The 15,942-nt window shown below is 37.6% G+C and carries 13 protein-coding genes; 12 read left to right on the top strand and 1 reads right to left on the bottom strand.

All coding sequences use genetic code 11. The features are described from left to right. Positions 1-118: 118 nt before the first annotated feature. Entirely contained in the window at positions 119-283 is a 165-nt protein-coding gene (locus NQ185_RS17880; RefSeq protein WP_257583397.1) for a hypothetical protein, read from the bottom strand. Positions 284-384: 101 nt separating this feature from the next. Here NQ185_RS17880 and NQ185_RS17875 point away from each other — a divergent pair, with 101 nt between their 5' ends. The 12 genes from NQ185_RS17875 to NQ185_RS17820 all read left to right on the top strand — a co-directional run bounded on the left by NQ185_RS17875 (position 385) and on the right by NQ185_RS17820 (position 15,921). Next, positions 385-1,377: a 2-hydroxyacid dehydrogenase gene (locus NQ185_RS17875; protein WP_257583396.1), complete on the top strand. Its 993-nt coding sequence runs from the start codon at positions 385-387 to the stop codon at positions 1,375-1,377. A 458-nt stretch (positions 1,378-1,835) separates the two neighbouring features. Continuing rightward, the gene (locus NQ185_RS17870) at positions 1,836-2,567 is read left to right on the top strand and encodes a GntR family transcriptional regulator (protein WP_257583395.1); all 732 of its coding nucleotides are present in this window, start codon (positions 1,836-1,838) and stop codon (positions 2,565-2,567) included. A 105-nt stretch (positions 2,568-2,672) separates the two neighbouring features. Further along, positions 2,673-3,950 (top strand): ABC transporter substrate-binding protein, encoded by a 1,278-nt coding sequence (locus tag NQ185_RS17865; protein WP_257583394.1) that lies wholly within the window; start codon positions 2,673-2,675, stop codon positions 3,948-3,950. A gap of 74 nt (positions 3,951-4,024) precedes the next feature. Next, on the top strand, positions 4,025-4,966 hold the full coding sequence (locus NQ185_RS17860; protein ID WP_257583393.1) for a carbohydrate ABC transporter permease: 942 nt from the start codon (positions 4,025-4,027) through the stop codon (positions 4,964-4,966). A gap of 13 nt (positions 4,967-4,979) precedes the next feature. Then, entirely contained in the window at positions 4,980-5,819 is an 840-nt protein-coding gene (locus NQ185_RS17855) for a carbohydrate ABC transporter permease (RefSeq protein WP_257583392.1), read from the top strand. 52 nt (positions 5,820-5,871) lie between these two features. After that, positions 5,872-7,035 carry an N-acetylglucosamine-6-phosphate deacetylase gene (gene nagA, locus NQ185_RS17850; protein ID WP_257583391.1) on the top strand — a complete coding sequence of 388 codons (1,164 nt, stop codon included), beginning with the start codon at positions 5,872-5,874 and terminating at the stop codon, positions 7,033-7,035. Between the two features lie 35 nt (positions 7,036-7,070). Then, positions 7,071-8,333, top strand: a complete 1,263-nt coding sequence (locus NQ185_RS17845; RefSeq protein ID WP_257583429.1) for a Gfo/Idh/MocA family protein — start codon at positions 7,071-7,073, stop codon at positions 8,331-8,333. Between the two features lie 74 nt (positions 8,334-8,407). Then, positions 8,408-11,767, top strand: coding sequence for a DUF4832 domain-containing protein (locus tag NQ185_RS17840; protein ID WP_257583390.1), 3,360 nt, complete (start codon positions 8,408-8,410; stop codon positions 11,765-11,767). A 97-nt stretch (positions 11,768-11,864) separates the two neighbouring features. After that, the gene (gene pfkB, locus NQ185_RS17835; RefSeq protein ID WP_257583389.1) at positions 11,865-12,788 is read left to right on the top strand and encodes a 1-phosphofructokinase; all 924 of its coding nucleotides are present in this window, start codon (positions 11,865-11,867) and stop codon (positions 12,786-12,788) included. A gap of 25 nt (positions 12,789-12,813) precedes the next feature. Next, the gene (locus NQ185_RS17830) at positions 12,814-13,644 is read left to right on the top strand and encodes an amidohydrolase family protein (protein WP_257583388.1); all 831 of its coding nucleotides are present in this window, start codon (positions 12,814-12,816) and stop codon (positions 13,642-13,644) included. A 109-nt stretch (positions 13,645-13,753) separates the two neighbouring features. Beyond that, a complete protein-coding gene (locus tag NQ185_RS17825) occupies positions 13,754-15,031 on the top strand; it encodes an alpha-L-fucosidase (RefSeq protein ID WP_257583387.1) in 1,278 nt (425 codons plus the stop codon). Positions 15,032-15,048: 17 nt separating this feature from the next. Next, a complete protein-coding gene (locus tag NQ185_RS17820; protein WP_257583386.1) occupies positions 15,049-15,921 on the top strand; it encodes a sugar phosphate isomerase/epimerase family protein in 873 nt (290 codons plus the stop codon). Positions 15,922-15,942 lie beyond the last annotated feature (21 nt).

Below are 15,942 nucleotides of genomic sequence, written 5' to 3'. Positions count from 1 at the left end.
TCCCCTTCAATTATTGTTTTTATTTATCATCTCACATATAAGCGCGTATGTTAATCAGAAAGGATGAAGCAAAAAAAGAAGATACGTCGCAAGCGACAAATCTTCAAAAGTTAACAACTTATTTTTCACTTGGATCATACTCGTCGTATATTAGCCTCGTAACTTTCGTATAATCCCCATTATCAATTTCCAATTGCGTGGCGTCTTCACCATATGAATCTTCAGCGTCAATACCTGGCGCAACCTTTGGATCGATCCTTCCCTTGCTTCTATCTTTTTCCATTATAATCCCTCCAATCCTTTTTATTTTTCACCAAATTCATAAAAATATTTGAAGAAAGGAATTTTGTCAGTATTGTCTGTCAATATGGTAAAATATAAGTATTGTTGTTTTTAAAAAAGGAGGAAAAAACGGTGAAGCCAAAGATTTATGTAACTCTTCCGATTTCGATAGAAGTGGAAAATTATCTTTCTGAGTACTGTGAATTAAGCAAATGGACTGGGGAAGACCGTATTCCGCGGGAAATTCTTTTACAAGAACTAGAAGAAGTTGATGGACTTTTAACTTCGGGAATTCGAATTGATGAAGAACTTTTAAAAAGAGCATCTAAACTAAAGGTTGTTAGTAATGTATCGGTAGGGTATAACAACTTTGATGTTGAAGCTATGAAAGAATATAACGTAATTGGCACAAACACTCCTTACGTCCTTGATGAAACGGTGGCTGATTTAACATTTGCTCTTATATTGGCGTCCGCAAGAAGAATCACTGAATTGGATCAGTTAGTGAAAACTGGAAATTGGAATCCGATAAAGGATGATCAAGAAATTTTTGGCTTAGATGTACATAGTTCAACTATTGGAATCATAGGGATGGGAAGAATCGGAGAAGCAGTGGCAAGGAGAGCGAAATTTGGATTCAATATGGATGTCCTATATTACAACCGAAACAGAAAGCCGGAAGCAGAAGAAAAATATGAGGCTAAATATTGCGATTTAGATTCCTTATTGGAAAAATCCGATTTCGTTGTATTACTCACACCACTTACACCTGAGACCGAGCACCTAATCGGGGAAAGAGAATTTAAACTCATGAAGAATACAGCCTTTTTTATTAATGTTTCCCGTGGGAAAACGGTTGATGAAAAAGCAATGATCCGCGCTTTGAAAGAAAAAGAAATCTATGGTGCCGGACTCGATGTTTTTCAAAAGGAACCAGTTGAAAAGGATAACCCGTTATTGAAAATGCAAAATGTCGTAACCGTCCCACATATAGGGTCGGCTACAACGAAAACAAGAGATGCAATGATGATGCGGGCAGCACAGAATATAGTGGCTGTTTTAACTGGAAAAGGGACGGTTGATTCAGTTTACTAGATTTTGAGAATGAAATGTTTATTATATTAAACCCACATCTTAAACTACGATCTTATATCTAAATGCTCGAAACTCTGTTTATTTCGGGCATTTTCTTTTGTTTATTTTTAAAAAAAAATAAATAATCAGAGGGTTGACCCAACAACCCGACCATGTTATGATTTGAATAATTTAAAATGTTTAGTCTATTAGTGGCTTTCTCAACAGATGTTCTTACCCACAATGGAAGGGTTTCATTTTTAAATTCTCACCTATTACCTCAAGACATATAAGCCAGTAAAATCACCTCAGATTAACAAACCAATCACCGAAGAAATACAAAAATGTTTTTTTGCCGCCAATCTAACCATTCATAATATCTCACCTTTTACTTCAATACACTATTAAAGAACAAAAGCTAACTTGAAATGTTTTATTTAATAATTTTAAAGCGCTTTCTTCACTGCAAGGGGGAAAAAATGGATAAAATATTAGATAGTAGCAGCATTCTTCCACTTTATCATCAATTACAAGAAATATTGAGGGAAAATATTGAATCCGGTATATGGAAACCGAGCGATATAATCCCATCTGAAAATCAATTAATGCAAGAATATAATATTAGTAGAAATACAGTTAAGAAAGCGATAGAAAATCTTGTTCAGGACGGAATATTATATCGTGTCCAAGGGAAAGGAACTTTCGTATCGCGTCCAAAATTTGAACAATCGCTGATTGGTTTTTATAGTTTCAGTAAAGTTATGAAGGAAAGAGGATTGTCTCCTATGGATGTAATCGAGAATATTGAAAAAAAGAAAGCGAAGCCAAGAATTGCGAAGCAGTTGAAAATTAATGAAGAAGACTATGTTTTTGAACTAAAACGTATACGTTATGCCCAAGGAGAACCCGTGATCTTTGAAACGTCCTATATACCGGAAAAATATTGTCCTAGATTATCGCATGAAAAGTTAGAAAGGAATTCTCTTTATGATCTCATGCAAAAAGAATACGGGATATTTGTAACGAAGGCAAAGGAAACATTTGAGCCTATTCTAATTAAATCATATGAAAGTCGGTTTTTGGAGGTCGAGGAGGGTTTTCCCGCCTTGGCACTTGATAGAATAGCCTTCGATGCATATGAGGTTCCTGTAGAATTTTGCCACTCAATTGTTCGTGGTGATCGCTGTAGATTTTATACAGAATTACTATAAATTTTATTATCATCAAGATACCGACAAATACCGAATAGTGGAATTCCTTTCTGCATATATTCGCAGAAAGTATAAATAAACTACTAATTCTTAGGGGGATTGTGAATGAAGAAGTATCTATCCATTATTGTCGTATTGTTATTTGTGTTCTTGTCAGGATGTTCTGGTGATGGTAAAACAACTGGAGATGGCGGTAAAACAAAATCAGGCGATGTTACACTAACTTATGCAATCTGGGATGCAAACCAAGCACCTGCTATGCAACAAATTGCAGACAAATTTACAGAGGAGAACCCCAATATTAAGGTTAAAGTTGAAGTTACGCCTTGGGATCAATATTGGACGAAGCTTGAAACAGCGGCAACTGGTGGGAGCTTGCCGGACCTCTTTTGGTTAAATTCAGCAAATATTCAAAAGTATGCTGAAGGTAAAGTTATACTCCCTATCACTGAACAAGCCGATTTAGATAAAGTAGATTTATCTAAATATCCGGAGGCGCTTGTTAACACCTATACAGTAGATAATGAGCTTTACGCAATTCCCAAAGATTTTGATACAATCGGTCTTTGGTATAACAAAGAATTATTTGATAATGCAGGCTTAGAATATCCAAATGAAAATTGGACATGGGATGATCTAGTTGAAAATGCAAAAAAATTAACCGATGAAGGAAATGGTATTTGGGGATTCGCGGCACCTCTTGCAGGGCAAACTGGTATTTATAATACAGTATATCAAGCTGGTGGATATATTCTTAATGATGACTTAACCCATGCTGGCCATGCAGATGAAAAGTCATTAAAAGGAATTAAATTTATGTATGATATGATCCATACGCATAAAGTTTCTCCTACGGTTGCGCAAATGACCGATACTCCTGCAACATCACTATTTGAGTCTGGTAAAGTTGCTATGTTATTCGATGGATCATGGATGCAAGTAGAATTTGCTAAGAACGAATATACAAAAGATAAAGTAGACGTCACAGCATTACCTGCTGGTGAAAAAGATGCGGTAGTCATTCATGGACTTGGAAATGTTATAGCCAAAAATACCAAGCATGCTGAAGAAGCTTGGAAGTTTTCTAAGTTCCTAGGATCGGAAGAAGCACATAAGATTCAGGCTGAAACAGGTACTGTAATTCCTGCATATCAAGGAACACAAGATGTTTGGGTGCAATCGAATCCAAATTTCAACCTTCAAATATTTATTGATATGGCGCAAGATTCAGTACCAAACCCTGCATCTGTTGAAACACGTAAATGGCAACAAATTGAAACGGAAATTCTTACTCAAGCATGGGCAGGAAATATGAGTCTTGAGGACGCTGTTAAAGAGGTGGCGGAGAAGGTAGACCAAGTTCTTGCAGAAGAAAAGAAATAAATAACTTTGCGAAGAAGTGTTGGATATTTTATCTAACACTTCTTCCAAAATAGTATATTACCAGGGGTGAGATCATGCAAATACAGGCCCACAAAGAAGGAATACCATTAAATAAAAAACCGAAAAAAAAGTTAAATAAAATTAAAAGATCTGACTATTTTTGGGGGTATGCAATGATATTCCCAACAATGTTAGGAACATTGATTTTCAATATTTGGCCAGTATTCCAATCATTTTATTTGAGTCTCACAGAATGGGGGGGATTTGGTCAATATTCATTTGCGGGATTAGTCAACTATAAACGACTCTTTCAAGACCCGAATCTTCTATCGGCACTTAAGAATACTGCGATATATACAGTGTTATCCGTTCCACTTGGAATTTCTTTATCCATAATAGTCGCGGTATTATTAAATCAAAAAATAAAAGGTGTAGCGTTTTATCGAACCCTTTATTTTCTTCCAGTTGTTACGATGCCAGCTGCTGTGGCTATTGTATGGAAATGGCTATATAACGGGGATTTCGGTTTAATAAATTATGTATTTAGTTTAGTTGGAGTTAGCGGTCCTAATTGGTTAACAGATCCCAATATTTCCCTTTACTCATTAGTATTGGTTTCTGTTTGGGGGGCGATTGGTTATAACATGGTTATTATCTTATCTGGTTTACAAGGAATTTCTAAAACATATTATGAGGCGGCAGAAATTGATGGGGCCAGTCCTTTGGCACAGTTTTTTAGGATTACTCTTCCATTATTAACACCAACGCTTTTTTTTGTTTCTGTCATGTCACTCATCAGCACATTCCAGGTCTTTGAATTGGTATATATGATGATTGGGCCTAATAGTCCTGTCATTCGCGATACACATACATTAGTTTATTTATTTTATGAAGAAGCCTTCATTAATAATGATAAAGGCTATGCAGCCGCCATATCTCTCTTTATTTTTGTGATTATATTATTATTCACTATTTTACAATTCAGGATGCAGGAGAAATGGGTACATTATGAATGAGGAGGGATATTAAATGTCAGTACATAGTGTTTCAAACAGGAAAACAAATAAATTTGCCATCCACATCATTTTGATAATAGGAGCAATCATCATGACCACTCCTTTTCTTTGGATGGTTTTGACCGCCTTTAAAACATTTGGGGAGTCGACACAGGTACCCCCTATTATTTTTCCAAGTAATCTAGAATGGAAAAACTTTTCGGAAATATTTATAACACTACCGTTCCTTAACTTTTATTGGAATACAATTTTTACTACCTTTTTTAAAACTTTTGGCCAATTATTATTTTGTTCATTAGCTGCCTATGCTTTTGCAAGAATCGATTTTCCGGGGAAGAACGTTTTATTTATTCTACTTTTATCCATTTTGATGGTTCCAAACCAAGCATATATCATTCCACAATATTTAATTATGGTAAAACTAGAATGGCTTAACTCCCTAAAAGCTTTAATTGTCCCTGGTATTACTAGTGCTTTCGGAACCTTTTTACTAAGGCAATTCTTTTTAACGATTCCAAGTGAACTTGAAGATGCAGCGAAATTGGATGGATGTAACCATTTTCAGATTTACTGGAAAGTTATGCTTCCTTTAGCGAAACCGGGATTGATAGCACTTGCGATCTTCACGATTCTCTGGTCTTGGAATGACTTGATGTGGCCACTTATCGTCAATAATTCACCAAGCAAGATGCCCTTATCTGCAGGTTTGGCATCATTACAAGGACAATATATAACGAATTTCCCTGTTCTGATGGCAGGATCCCTACTTGCAACATGGCCAATGATTCTTATGTTTATTGTGTTACAAAAACAGTTTGTCCAAGGAATTGCTTTGTCGGGTACAAAAGGGTAAAGTATGTTTTCGGTATGAGAAAAATAGTTTAAAAGATAGAAAGGAAATTTTTATGAAAAATCAATCGGCTTTATTTACCAATGCAAAAATTTTCTTGCTTGATAAAGTTATCGATAAAGGTTGGATTCTAGTAAATGAGAATGGGAAAATTGAAGAGGTTGGCGAAGGTAATCCAGAAACTGTAAATCATGATGTAACGGTAGACGTACAAGGGAAATCTATAATCCCCGGTCTTATCGACGTTCATATTCATGGTGGAAACGGATATAGTTTTTTGGATGGAAAATATGAATCTCTTGCTGAAATTAGTGCTTTTCATGCTGAGCATGGGACCACTTCATTTTTAGCAACGACTTCAACAGCATCAAGGGAAAGAATTATCAAAGCCTTAAATTGTGCCTCTGAGTCATTTGAAAAGGGAATGCCGGGTGCTGATTTAGTAGGAGTTCATTTGGAAGGACCTTTTATTAATGAAAAGAGAAGTGGCGCCCAAGAAAAGTCTGATATTCGATTGCCTTCTATCAACGAAATTGATGACTATATGAAAGCTTCCAATAATCTTATAAAACTAGTAACGCTTGCTCCGGAAGTTGAAAATGGCTATGAAGCTGTGAAATATTTCAAAGAGCAAGGAGTAACAGTGTCTATTGGGCACTCTGATGCAAATTTCAATGAGGTTTTAGAAGCGATTCAAGCAGGTGCAACACATACAACCCACCATTTTAATGGGATGAGCCCCTTACATCATCGTGAACCAGGTGTTGCTGGAGCGGGAATGGCTTTAAAAGAACTTACAACAGAAATTATCGCGGATGGCATCCATGTGCATCCGGAAATGGTAAAGCTCCTTTTCGATGTAAAAGGAGTTTGGAATACTTGCGCTATTACGGACGCTGTATTTTGTGCAGGTTTGCCTGATGGGGAGTATGGGCGTGTATTTGTGACAAATGGTCAAGTGTACTTATCCGACGGATCGAGTTTGGCGGGTAGTACGTTAACAATGATCCAGTCACTTAGAAACGTAATTTCCTTTACTGGATATTCCCTGCTTGATGTCTTGCCTTCCTACACAATGGTACCGGCGAGACAAGCTAAGATTGATCATGTAAAGGGATCAATAGAAAAAGGGAAAGATGCTGACTTTTTAATCGTTGATGATGAATTATCTATTTTATCTACGTATGTAAAAGGGATTGAGGTTTTTAAGCAATCCTAGTTCACATAAATTTTTAGGGTGGAAGGATGATAAAAATGATTCATGCTGCTTTAATTGGTGCTGGTGCTCGGGGGATGCATGCATATGCAAGTTATGCCATAAAAAACCCGCAAGAAATTAAGTTTATTGCTGTTGCGGAAGGAAATCCAGAAAGAAGAGAGAAATTTGCTAAAGATCATAACATTCCTGTTGAAATGCAATTTTCAAGTTGGGAACAACTTTTAGATCAACCTAAATTATGTGAAGCTCTTTTAATTTGCACCCAAGATCGCATGCATTATGAGCCCACTATGAAAGCAATTAAAAAAGGTTATAAAATATTATTGGAAAAACCGATGTCACCAGTTCCAGCGGAATCCTTGGAAATGGCAGAGGAAGCTGAAAAATATGGGAGTCTCCTCTCTGTTTGCCATGGAATGAGATATTCCACATATTATAGAGCGCTAAAACGCCTACTAGAGGAAGAAACGATTGGTCGGGTCACATCTATTCAGTGGAATGAAAATGTTGGGGTTTTGCATCAATCCCATAGCTTCGTCCGTGGAAATTGGCGCAATTCAAAGGAATCAAGTCCAATGATTTTACAAAAAAGCTGCCATGATATGGATATGTTACAGTGGCTAGTCGGAGCTGAATGTGTAAAGATCTCTTCTTTTGGAAGCTTAACATACTTTAATGAAGCAAATGCTCCGGAAGGATCTACTGCAAGATGTACAGACGGTTGTAAGGTAGAAAGAGAGTGCCCATTCTCAGCGATTAAAATGTATTTAAATGAAAAAGATGAATGGCCGCAAAATGTAGTTACCCTTGAACCGAAGTACGAAAAAAGACTTAAAGCCTTGCAGGAAGGCCCATATGGAAGATGTGTTTATCGCTGCGACAATGATGTGGTTGATCATCAAGTCGTTAATCTTTTATTCGACAATGAAGTCACTGTAGCGTTCACAATGTCCGCATTTACAAATGAGACAAGTAGAACGTTTAAAATTATGGGCACAAAAGGCGAAATCCGCGGTAACCATTATATTAATGAACTTGAGATTAAGCACTTCTCTGGAAGAGTGGAAAAGATTAATCCGGAAAAAGTTGAAGGTGGCCATGACGGAGCAGATACGCTGATCATGGAAGACTTCATCAAACAAGTTAGAAGTAATGTAAACGAGAGTCATAGCTCAGGGATTGTTTCGGCTAAAAGCCACCTAATTGCATTTGCCGCTGAAGAATCAAGAATAACTGGAAAAACGATTGATATGGATGAATACGTAACCCAATTGCGAAATAGTAAAACGATAGTTTGAAAAAATGATAGATAATTAGCATCTAGAGGCCATTACATTCCAACCAAAAAGAATATGGTAGGAGGAAAATATGTATGCGAAATTATCTTAGTCAAAAATTAAAGGATAGCTTTAGATTGTTTATGGTTCTATCCCTTATTATCACAGGAGGCTGGTCGAACCTGCAACATGATGAAAATGGTGGTATGTTTGATGGACTTCCTGAGCAATGGTCAAATGTTAACCATTCCAAAATGTCTTCTGCCCAGCAGTTAGAGGTCATGAAAGCTGTGCAGCAAGATGGAAAATTATTCGCAATGGTAAAAGGTCCTGGACTTGAATCAGGAGGAACATGGTATATAGATATAGATGGTAATGAAAAAACCGGATTAACGATCCCATACTGGACCAACAGCACAGGTATAGATGTAAAAATTGAAGACGGAAAAATCTGGATTGTTAAGGATGGACAATGGGATGCCGTTGGAGAATCGTCGGAAGTCTATGATGGATTAGTCAGGGAACTTGAATTGGATTTATCTAAGGTTGACAGTGATGGCAATGTTAATATGCGGGTTGCTTTTGCTCAGCCGGGAAGTCAATATTTGCCATCTCCTGGTCGCCTCATGCTTGTTGTGCCTCCTCAGGCAGATTCTGCCTTCGGTCCTGATGTAAATATTACGGTGGATGCAGAAATGGATGATTGGGATGGAATAGAGCCAGTTGCTATATCAGCTGATGGAAAGACAATGCTATATGCTGCAATGGATCATGAAAATCTTTTTTTACTTGCTAAAGGTAGAATGGCGGAGTTTAATGATATTTTTATTGATACAGACCGCAGCTCGGATACAGGTTACGCAGATGCTGGGTGGACTGAATTTGGAGGCGATTGGCTAGTTGAGAATGGAGGACTCTATAAAAGCACTGGCGCAGGTTGGAATTGGGGACCTGTTGAGGGGGCAGATATAGAATATGCTGAAATAGCTGATGGGGATATAAAAACAATTGAATATCGTGTACCGCTTCGAAATTTAGAAATTACCAAGCCTAAAGCAATTTCGCTTGGGCTGACATCCAATGACATAAGAGTACCAGCATCTGGTCAGAAGGCGCCGGTCATTAACCCCCCTTTACCGAAAATGGTCGTTGACGGCAACGAGCAAAAGTGGGAAAACTTACCCGTAACAGCGACAGGTGAAGGCGATGTAATCTCAATGAAGGCATTTGCCGGTAATAAAAAATTGTCAATACTTGCTCTTGCATCGAACTTCGATAAAGAAACGAATATATTTATCGATAGCGATAATAATTTTGAAACTGGGTATCAGGGCTGGGAATTCAAACGGACCGGGGCTGATTTCTTAATTCAAAATGGAAGATTATACGAAAGCGATGGATCTGGCTGGTCTTGGAAGGAAATCGGTCCTGTTCCATGGATAGTAGCTAATTCTAATACGACAGGTGTGAAACTATTAGAAACAGAGGCTGACCTTTCATCTTTTGCAAACGTAGAAGATACGATGCGAGTCGCTATTGGTGTTGGTGGCGACTATGCTCCCGCAGTTTCTAGTGAAGGCGAGTATGCCCTAGCAACTGGTCCAACTGGTGGAAAGATTATTTTAGATGGCGATGATAGTGATTGGGCCAACATTGATACTGCCATTAAGGGAAAAGGTGAAAAAGTTACGGTTAGCGCTGCAGAGGATAACCAAAAAATCTATCTACTTGTGGAAGGTGATAATATTAACACTCAAAACACCTTCTTCCTAGATACAGATACAAAATCCAAAACAGGGGATTCTTCCGAATGGAACTCCTTTGGCGCTGATGCCATGATTAAATACAACCAACTGTATCTTTATGATAATAAAAAGAAAAATTGGAAACTACAAGGTCCTGTAAGTGCTGAAGTTACTTCGGATTATGCCCTATATTATTTTTATCAAGATCAGATTGGAATGAAAAAGGCTGCTCCAATTAACATCGCTTACATTGGAAAAGAAGCCTATCATCTTCCGGCTAAAGGAGAAAACCCGTTATATTTAGAAGAATCGATGCAGAGTGACGAAAAGACAAATGTCATGAAACCAATTGAGAGATTCGACGTTCTAAACAATCCATATATGGGATGGGCTGGTTGGGCAATCTCTAACAAGCAATCAGGACAACCACACTCGCTTGTTTATGCCAATTTTACATGGAGAGACCTCGAGCCAGAAAAAGGATCTTTTAATTGGGAAGCTATGGAAAAACATTTTCAATTTGAAAAATGGACGAAAGATGGAGTGAAAATTAATCTCCGTTTCGTTTTAGATGATCCTGGAAACGACCCTGATATGGATATTCCAAATTGGCTTTATGAAGAACTGATAAAGGTTGAAGGGAAAGCTGGGGCAGGTAAGTGGTATAATACGCCACCTTCGGTGGTAGGTTCTGGTTTTGCGCCTAATTATAATAGTAAGATGTTGATTGCTGAACATGAGAGAGTTATTAAAGCATTAGCTGAACGATATAATAATGATTCTCGAATTGCCTTTATCCAAATCGGAAGTCTTGGACATTGGGGCGAGTTTCACAATTGGCCAGAAGAAGTATCTGGTAAATTCCCTAATCTCTCTGTTTCAGATCAATATATACAACATTATATAGACCATTTTACAAACAAAATGATCGGGATGCGGAAACCATTTCCGATTGCTGCTGAAAACAACCTAGGATTGTTTAATGATGTCTTTGGAAGCAAAGGGGCTACGGAAACTTGGATTGATTGGACTGTAAATGGTTGGAATGAAATTGGTCCATATGTAGATGATGGGCGAACTCCAGCAGAAGCACAAGCTGCGTCAAGAATGCCGGACTTTTGGAAAAAAGCATTTTCAGGTGGGGAATTCCATAGTGGAAATTCACTCTTATCCCTTTCAGACGACACTATCATGGAAACATTAAAGCAAGCTAGGGAAAGCCATTCTTCATGGATGGGTCCTGCTTCACCAGTTTCGTACGTAAAAGGCAAAGACGTTACTGATAGTCAGCAGGCAAATATTAATTTGTTGCACAATACAATGGGTTACCGATTTGTCCTGGAGGGAATTGAATATAATAAAAAATCTAGAGTTGGCGATCAACTGAATTTATCAATGACCTGGAACAATAAAGGTGTTGCTCCATTCTATTTTAAATGGCCGCTTGCATTTGCTTTTGCCGATAACAAAGGCAACATTGTCGAAGAAAGCATTCAAACAATTGATTCAATAGATATTCGTGAATGGCTTCCAGGACGACATCAGGTAGATGTCCATTTCCCTATCACTAATAAACTTAAGCCGGGACGTTATACATTAGTAGTTGCCATTCTGGATAAAGAAACTAACCTTCCTGGCATTAAGCTAGCCATTGAAGCGGAGCGCGAAGATGGTTGGACAGAACTCGAAGCTTTAACAGTTTCTAAATAGTAAAATCACAATTACGAGTAGGAAGATTTTGCTTCCTACTCGTTTATTGATATCGTAAATATTAAATAACATATAAAGTAGGTTGATATTTTTGATTATGACAGTTACTTTAAACCCTGCAATTGATGTTTCCTATCGTGTAAATAATTTTGAATTAGATAAAGGGCACCGAGTGGAAAACGGAAATAAGACTGCGGGTGGAAAAGGTTTAAATGTTTCTCGTGTACTCAAACAACTTGGTGTAGAGCCACTTTGCCTAGGATTTCTTGGAGGACAAAATGGAGAATGGATTAAGAAACAATTGATAAAGGATGGTTTGGAGCAGTCTTTTACTTCAATTAAGGAAGATACTAGAACGTGTTTAGCGTTTATTGATGAAGGTCATGGCACTCAGACGGAATTGATGGAAAAGGGACCAATTATATCAGAGGAAGAAAAAGCAAGTTTTCTGCATACATATCAACAAATGCTAAAGAAAGCTAGACTAATTGTATCCTCAGGTAGTTTACCATTAGGGCTGGAATCATCCTTTTATAAAGAAATTAGTGGAATAGCAAAAGAAAATAATATTCCACTCCTCTTAGATACTAGTGGAGAATCTCTAAAATTTGGAGTGGAAGGAAGTCCTTTTTTGATTAAACCGAATCAAGAGGAATTATCCCAATTTGCCGGGAAAGATTTAAAGAACATTGATGACATGATTGAAGTGGCAAAGGAAATTTGCAATCAAGGAGTCCAAAATGTTCTTCTATCATTAGGTGAAAACGGCGCTTTGCTTGTTAGGAAAGACATTATTTTGAAGGCGAACATTCCAGCTATTCCCGTTGCAAATCCGGTAGGATCGGGTGACAGTATGATAGCAGGAATGGCATATTCAATTTACAATAACTATGCCTATGAAGATAGCCTAAAAATGGCATGCGCTTGCGGAATGGCAAATGCCATGGAAAAGAAGACTGGATTTATTCAGGAAAAAACAGTCAAGAAGTTATTGTCGGAGATTAGTATAACAGCAATATAAATGGTTGTAATAAAGGATGGATAAAATGAAAATCGATGCACATCAGCATTATTGGAAACTTGAAAATCACCATACAGTTTGGCCAACATCTGATTTAACTGCGATTTATCACAATTTCCTTCCCGCAGATCTTGAGGCGCATTTAAAACAACATAGTATTGATAAGACGATTGTAGTCCAAGCATCTCCTGATTTAAGGGAGAACGAATTTTTATTGGAGCTTGCAGAACAACACGATTCGATTGGTGGGATTGTTGGCTGGATGGATATGTCATCCGATCAATTTCCAGAGCAGTTTGCACGGCTGAAAAATCACCCGAAATTTGTTGGCATTAGACCGATGCTTCAAAGTATGGAAGATGATCGATGGATATTAAGACCTGAAGTACAGAAGAACATCAAGATATTAATTGAAAATGATTTCCCGCTTGATCTCTTAATCTATCCGAAACATCTTCCTGTTGTTTTAGAACTATTGGAAAGGTTTCCAACATTAAGAGCAGTTATAGATCACTGTGCAAAGCCTAATATAAAGGAGAAACAATGGGATCAGTGGGAAGTTGGAATGGAGAAGGTTTCTAAATTTGATTCGGTCATGTGTAAAATATCTGGTCTCGTGACTGAAGCAGATCATCAAGCATGGGAGTTAAAGGACTTTAAACCTTACATTGAACACGTTCTTAATTGTTTTGGAGCAAACCGGATCATGTTTGGAAGCGATTGGCCGGTTTGTCTACTTGCCGCTTCATATGATGAGGTTATTCAAGTCATAAATGAAAATCTTGTAACAGAGATGTCTATAAAAGATAAAGATTTATTTTTTGGTGGAAATGCGAAGCAATTTTATAGAATATAAAACTGTTGAGTATTCAGATATGTCAAATTGACAGTAGTTTTGGAAGGTGCTAATTTTAATGTAATCGCTCTCTAGTTTTGAGGGATATGTTGAAAGAGGTGGCTAATAGATGGATAGGAAAGAACGCACAAAGTGGTTTTTAGATGATCGATTTGGAATGTTTATACACTGGGGGTTGTACGCCATTCCTGCAAGGGGTGAGTGGGTTAGAAGCGTTGAAAAGATTAGTAATGACGATTATGAGAAATATTTTGAGGAGTTCAACCCATCTCATTATAATCCAAAAGAATGGGCAAGGGCAGCAAAGGCAGCGGGGCAAAAATATGCAGTGCTTACAACAAAGCACCATGATGGATTCTGTTTATTTGATAGCAAACTAACAGATTATAAAGCTACCAACACTCCGGCAAAAAGAGATTTGATTAAAGAGTATGTAGAAGCGTTTAGGGAAGAAGGTTTGAAAGTAGGCTTTTATTATTCAATCATTGATTGGCATCATGAGGATTATCCTGCTTTCGGTGACCGCAATCATCCAATGAGAGATAATGAAAATTTTAGGGATAAGCAAATTGATTTTGATCAATACCTCGAATATATGCATGGACAAGTAAGGGAGCTTCTCACTAATTACGGAAAAATCGATATTATGTGGTTTGATTTTTCTTATGATGATATGACCGGTGAAAAGTGGAAGGCGACAGAGTTAATTCAAATGATTCGTGATATCCAACCTGATATCATCATTGACAATAGACTTGGCGGGAACATAAAATCGAGCGATCCAGAAATATATGCTGGTGATTTTTACTCACCAGAACAAATTGTCCCACCAGAAGGAATCTTAGATGAAAATGGTGAACAAATACCGTGGGAAGCATGTATTACATTGAATGATAATTGGGGCTATCACTCAAAAGACAAAAATTATAAATCTTCGAAACAAGTCATCCGCACTTTAGTTGAGTGTGTCAGTAAAAATGGAAATCTACTTTTAAATGTAGGACCTGATGCAAGAGGAATAATTCCTGAAGAATCGCTGGAGATTTTACAAGAAGTTGGTAAATGGATGCAGAGAAACGGAGAAAGTATTTACGGAAGTAAAGCCGCCAACCTGCCAAAACCTGAATGGGGAAGATATACGCAAAATGGCAACAAGCTTTATGCACATGTTTTTGACAGAGGTATTGGACCCATTTATTTTGCTGGATTAAAAGGTAAAATTAAAAAAGCTAGATTACTTGCCGATGGATCCGAATTAAAAGTCGAAACCCCTTGGATGGCAGAGCAATATTCAGATATAGAGAGTGGGGCATTCATCAATTTAGAAGGAGCAAGACTTCCTGATGAAAGCGATACGGTCATTGAATTAGAACTGGTTGAAGATTAATAGAGGGGGAAAATGTTATGAAGATTGGTTTGAGTACATATAGCTTGTTAAGTGCACTAAACTCAGGGGAAATGGATGTTCTTGATGTCGTTCAATGGATTGCTGACAATGGTGGAGAGCATATGGAAATTGTTCCATACGGTTTTACTCTAATCGATAATGTAGAACTTGCAGACGCCGTTCGTGAAAAAGCAGCGTCAGTTGGGATTGAGTTATCCAACTATTCTATGCCTGCAAACTTTGTTCAGGAAACGGAGCAAGAATTCAAAGAGGAAGTAGATAGGTTAAAAAGTCATGTTGATCTTATCGATCGCATGGGCATTAAGCATATGCGCCATGACGTTACTGCCTTCACACTACCTCCGGAGAAAATTACAATTGAATGGTTTGAGAAAAATTTGTCGTTAATGGTAGAGGGAAGTAAGCAAATTGCTGATTACGCAGCCCAATACGGTATTACAACGACGATTGAAAACCACGGACACTGTGTGCAGGCAAGTGATAGGGTGCAACGCGTACTACTGGAAGTTGATCGACCAAACTTTAAAACAACTTTAGATATCGGTAATTTTATGTGTGTTGATGAAGATTCCCTAGTGGGGGTAAAGAAAAACTTGCCATACGCTTCCCTCGTTCATTTTAAAGATTTTTATTATCGTCCATATTATCAAGATCCAGGAGAAGGAAATTGGTTCAAAACAGCTAATGGCAATTTCTTGAGAGGTGCCATTGTTGGACAAGGCGATATTAACATTCGGGAAGTCGTAAAGCTTGTTAAAGAATCTGGATACGATGGCTATATTACGGTTGAGTTTGAAGGTATGGAAGATTGTAAGGTAGGTTCCAAGATCGGGATGGATAATATAAGAAGATTTTGGAATGAGGTTTAGGATCGCTATTATTTTCGTCAA

Source organism: Lederbergia panacisoli (assembly GCF_024626525.1).
GTDB lineage: Bacteria > Bacillota > Bacilli > Bacillales > Bacillaceae_C > Lederbergia > Lederbergia panacisoli.
Note: the sequence above shows the minus strand (reverse complement) of the source record. Positions and strands in the feature narration are given on the sequence as shown.

Bases quoted from the DNA above. Each gene is read 5' to 3' on its own strand.
- NQ185_RS17880 (WP_257583397.1), bottom strand. From the start codon at position 283: ATGGAAAAAGATAGAAGCAAGGGAAGGATCGATCCAAAGGTTGCGCCA.
- NQ185_RS17870 (WP_257583395.1), top strand. From the start codon at position 1,836: ATGGATAAAATATTAGATAGTAGCAGCATTCTTCCACTTTATCATCAA.
- NQ185_RS17865 (WP_257583394.1), top strand. From the start codon at position 2,673: ATGAAGAAGTATCTATCCATTATTGTCGTATTGTTATTTGTGTTCTTG.
- NQ185_RS17860 (WP_257583393.1), top strand. From the start codon at position 4,025: ATGCAAATACAGGCCCACAAAGAAGGAATACCATTAAATAAAAAACCG.
- NQ185_RS17855 (WP_257583392.1), top strand. From the start codon at position 4,980: ATGTCAGTACATAGTGTTTCAAACAGGAAAACAAATAAATTTGCCATC.
- nagA (WP_257583391.1), top strand. From the start codon at position 5,872: ATGAAAAATCAATCGGCTTTATTTACCAATGCAAAAATTTTCTTGCTT.
- NQ185_RS17845 (WP_257583429.1), top strand. From the start codon at position 7,071: ATGATTCATGCTGCTTTAATTGGTGCTGGTGCTCGGGGGATGCATGCA.
- NQ185_RS17840 (WP_257583390.1), top strand. From the start codon at position 8,408: ATGCGAAATTATCTTAGTCAAAAATTAAAGGATAGCTTTAGATTGTTT.
- pfkB (WP_257583389.1), top strand. From the start codon at position 11,865: ATGACAGTTACTTTAAACCCTGCAATTGATGTTTCCTATCGTGTAAAT.
- NQ185_RS17830 (WP_257583388.1), top strand. From the start codon at position 12,814: ATGAAAATCGATGCACATCAGCATTATTGGAAACTTGAAAATCACCAT.
- NQ185_RS17825 (WP_257583387.1), top strand. From the start codon at position 13,754: ATGGATAGGAAAGAACGCACAAAGTGGTTTTTAGATGATCGATTTGGA.
- NQ185_RS17820 (WP_257583386.1), top strand. From the start codon at position 15,049: ATGAAGATTGGTTTGAGTACATATAGCTTGTTAAGTGCACTAAACTCA.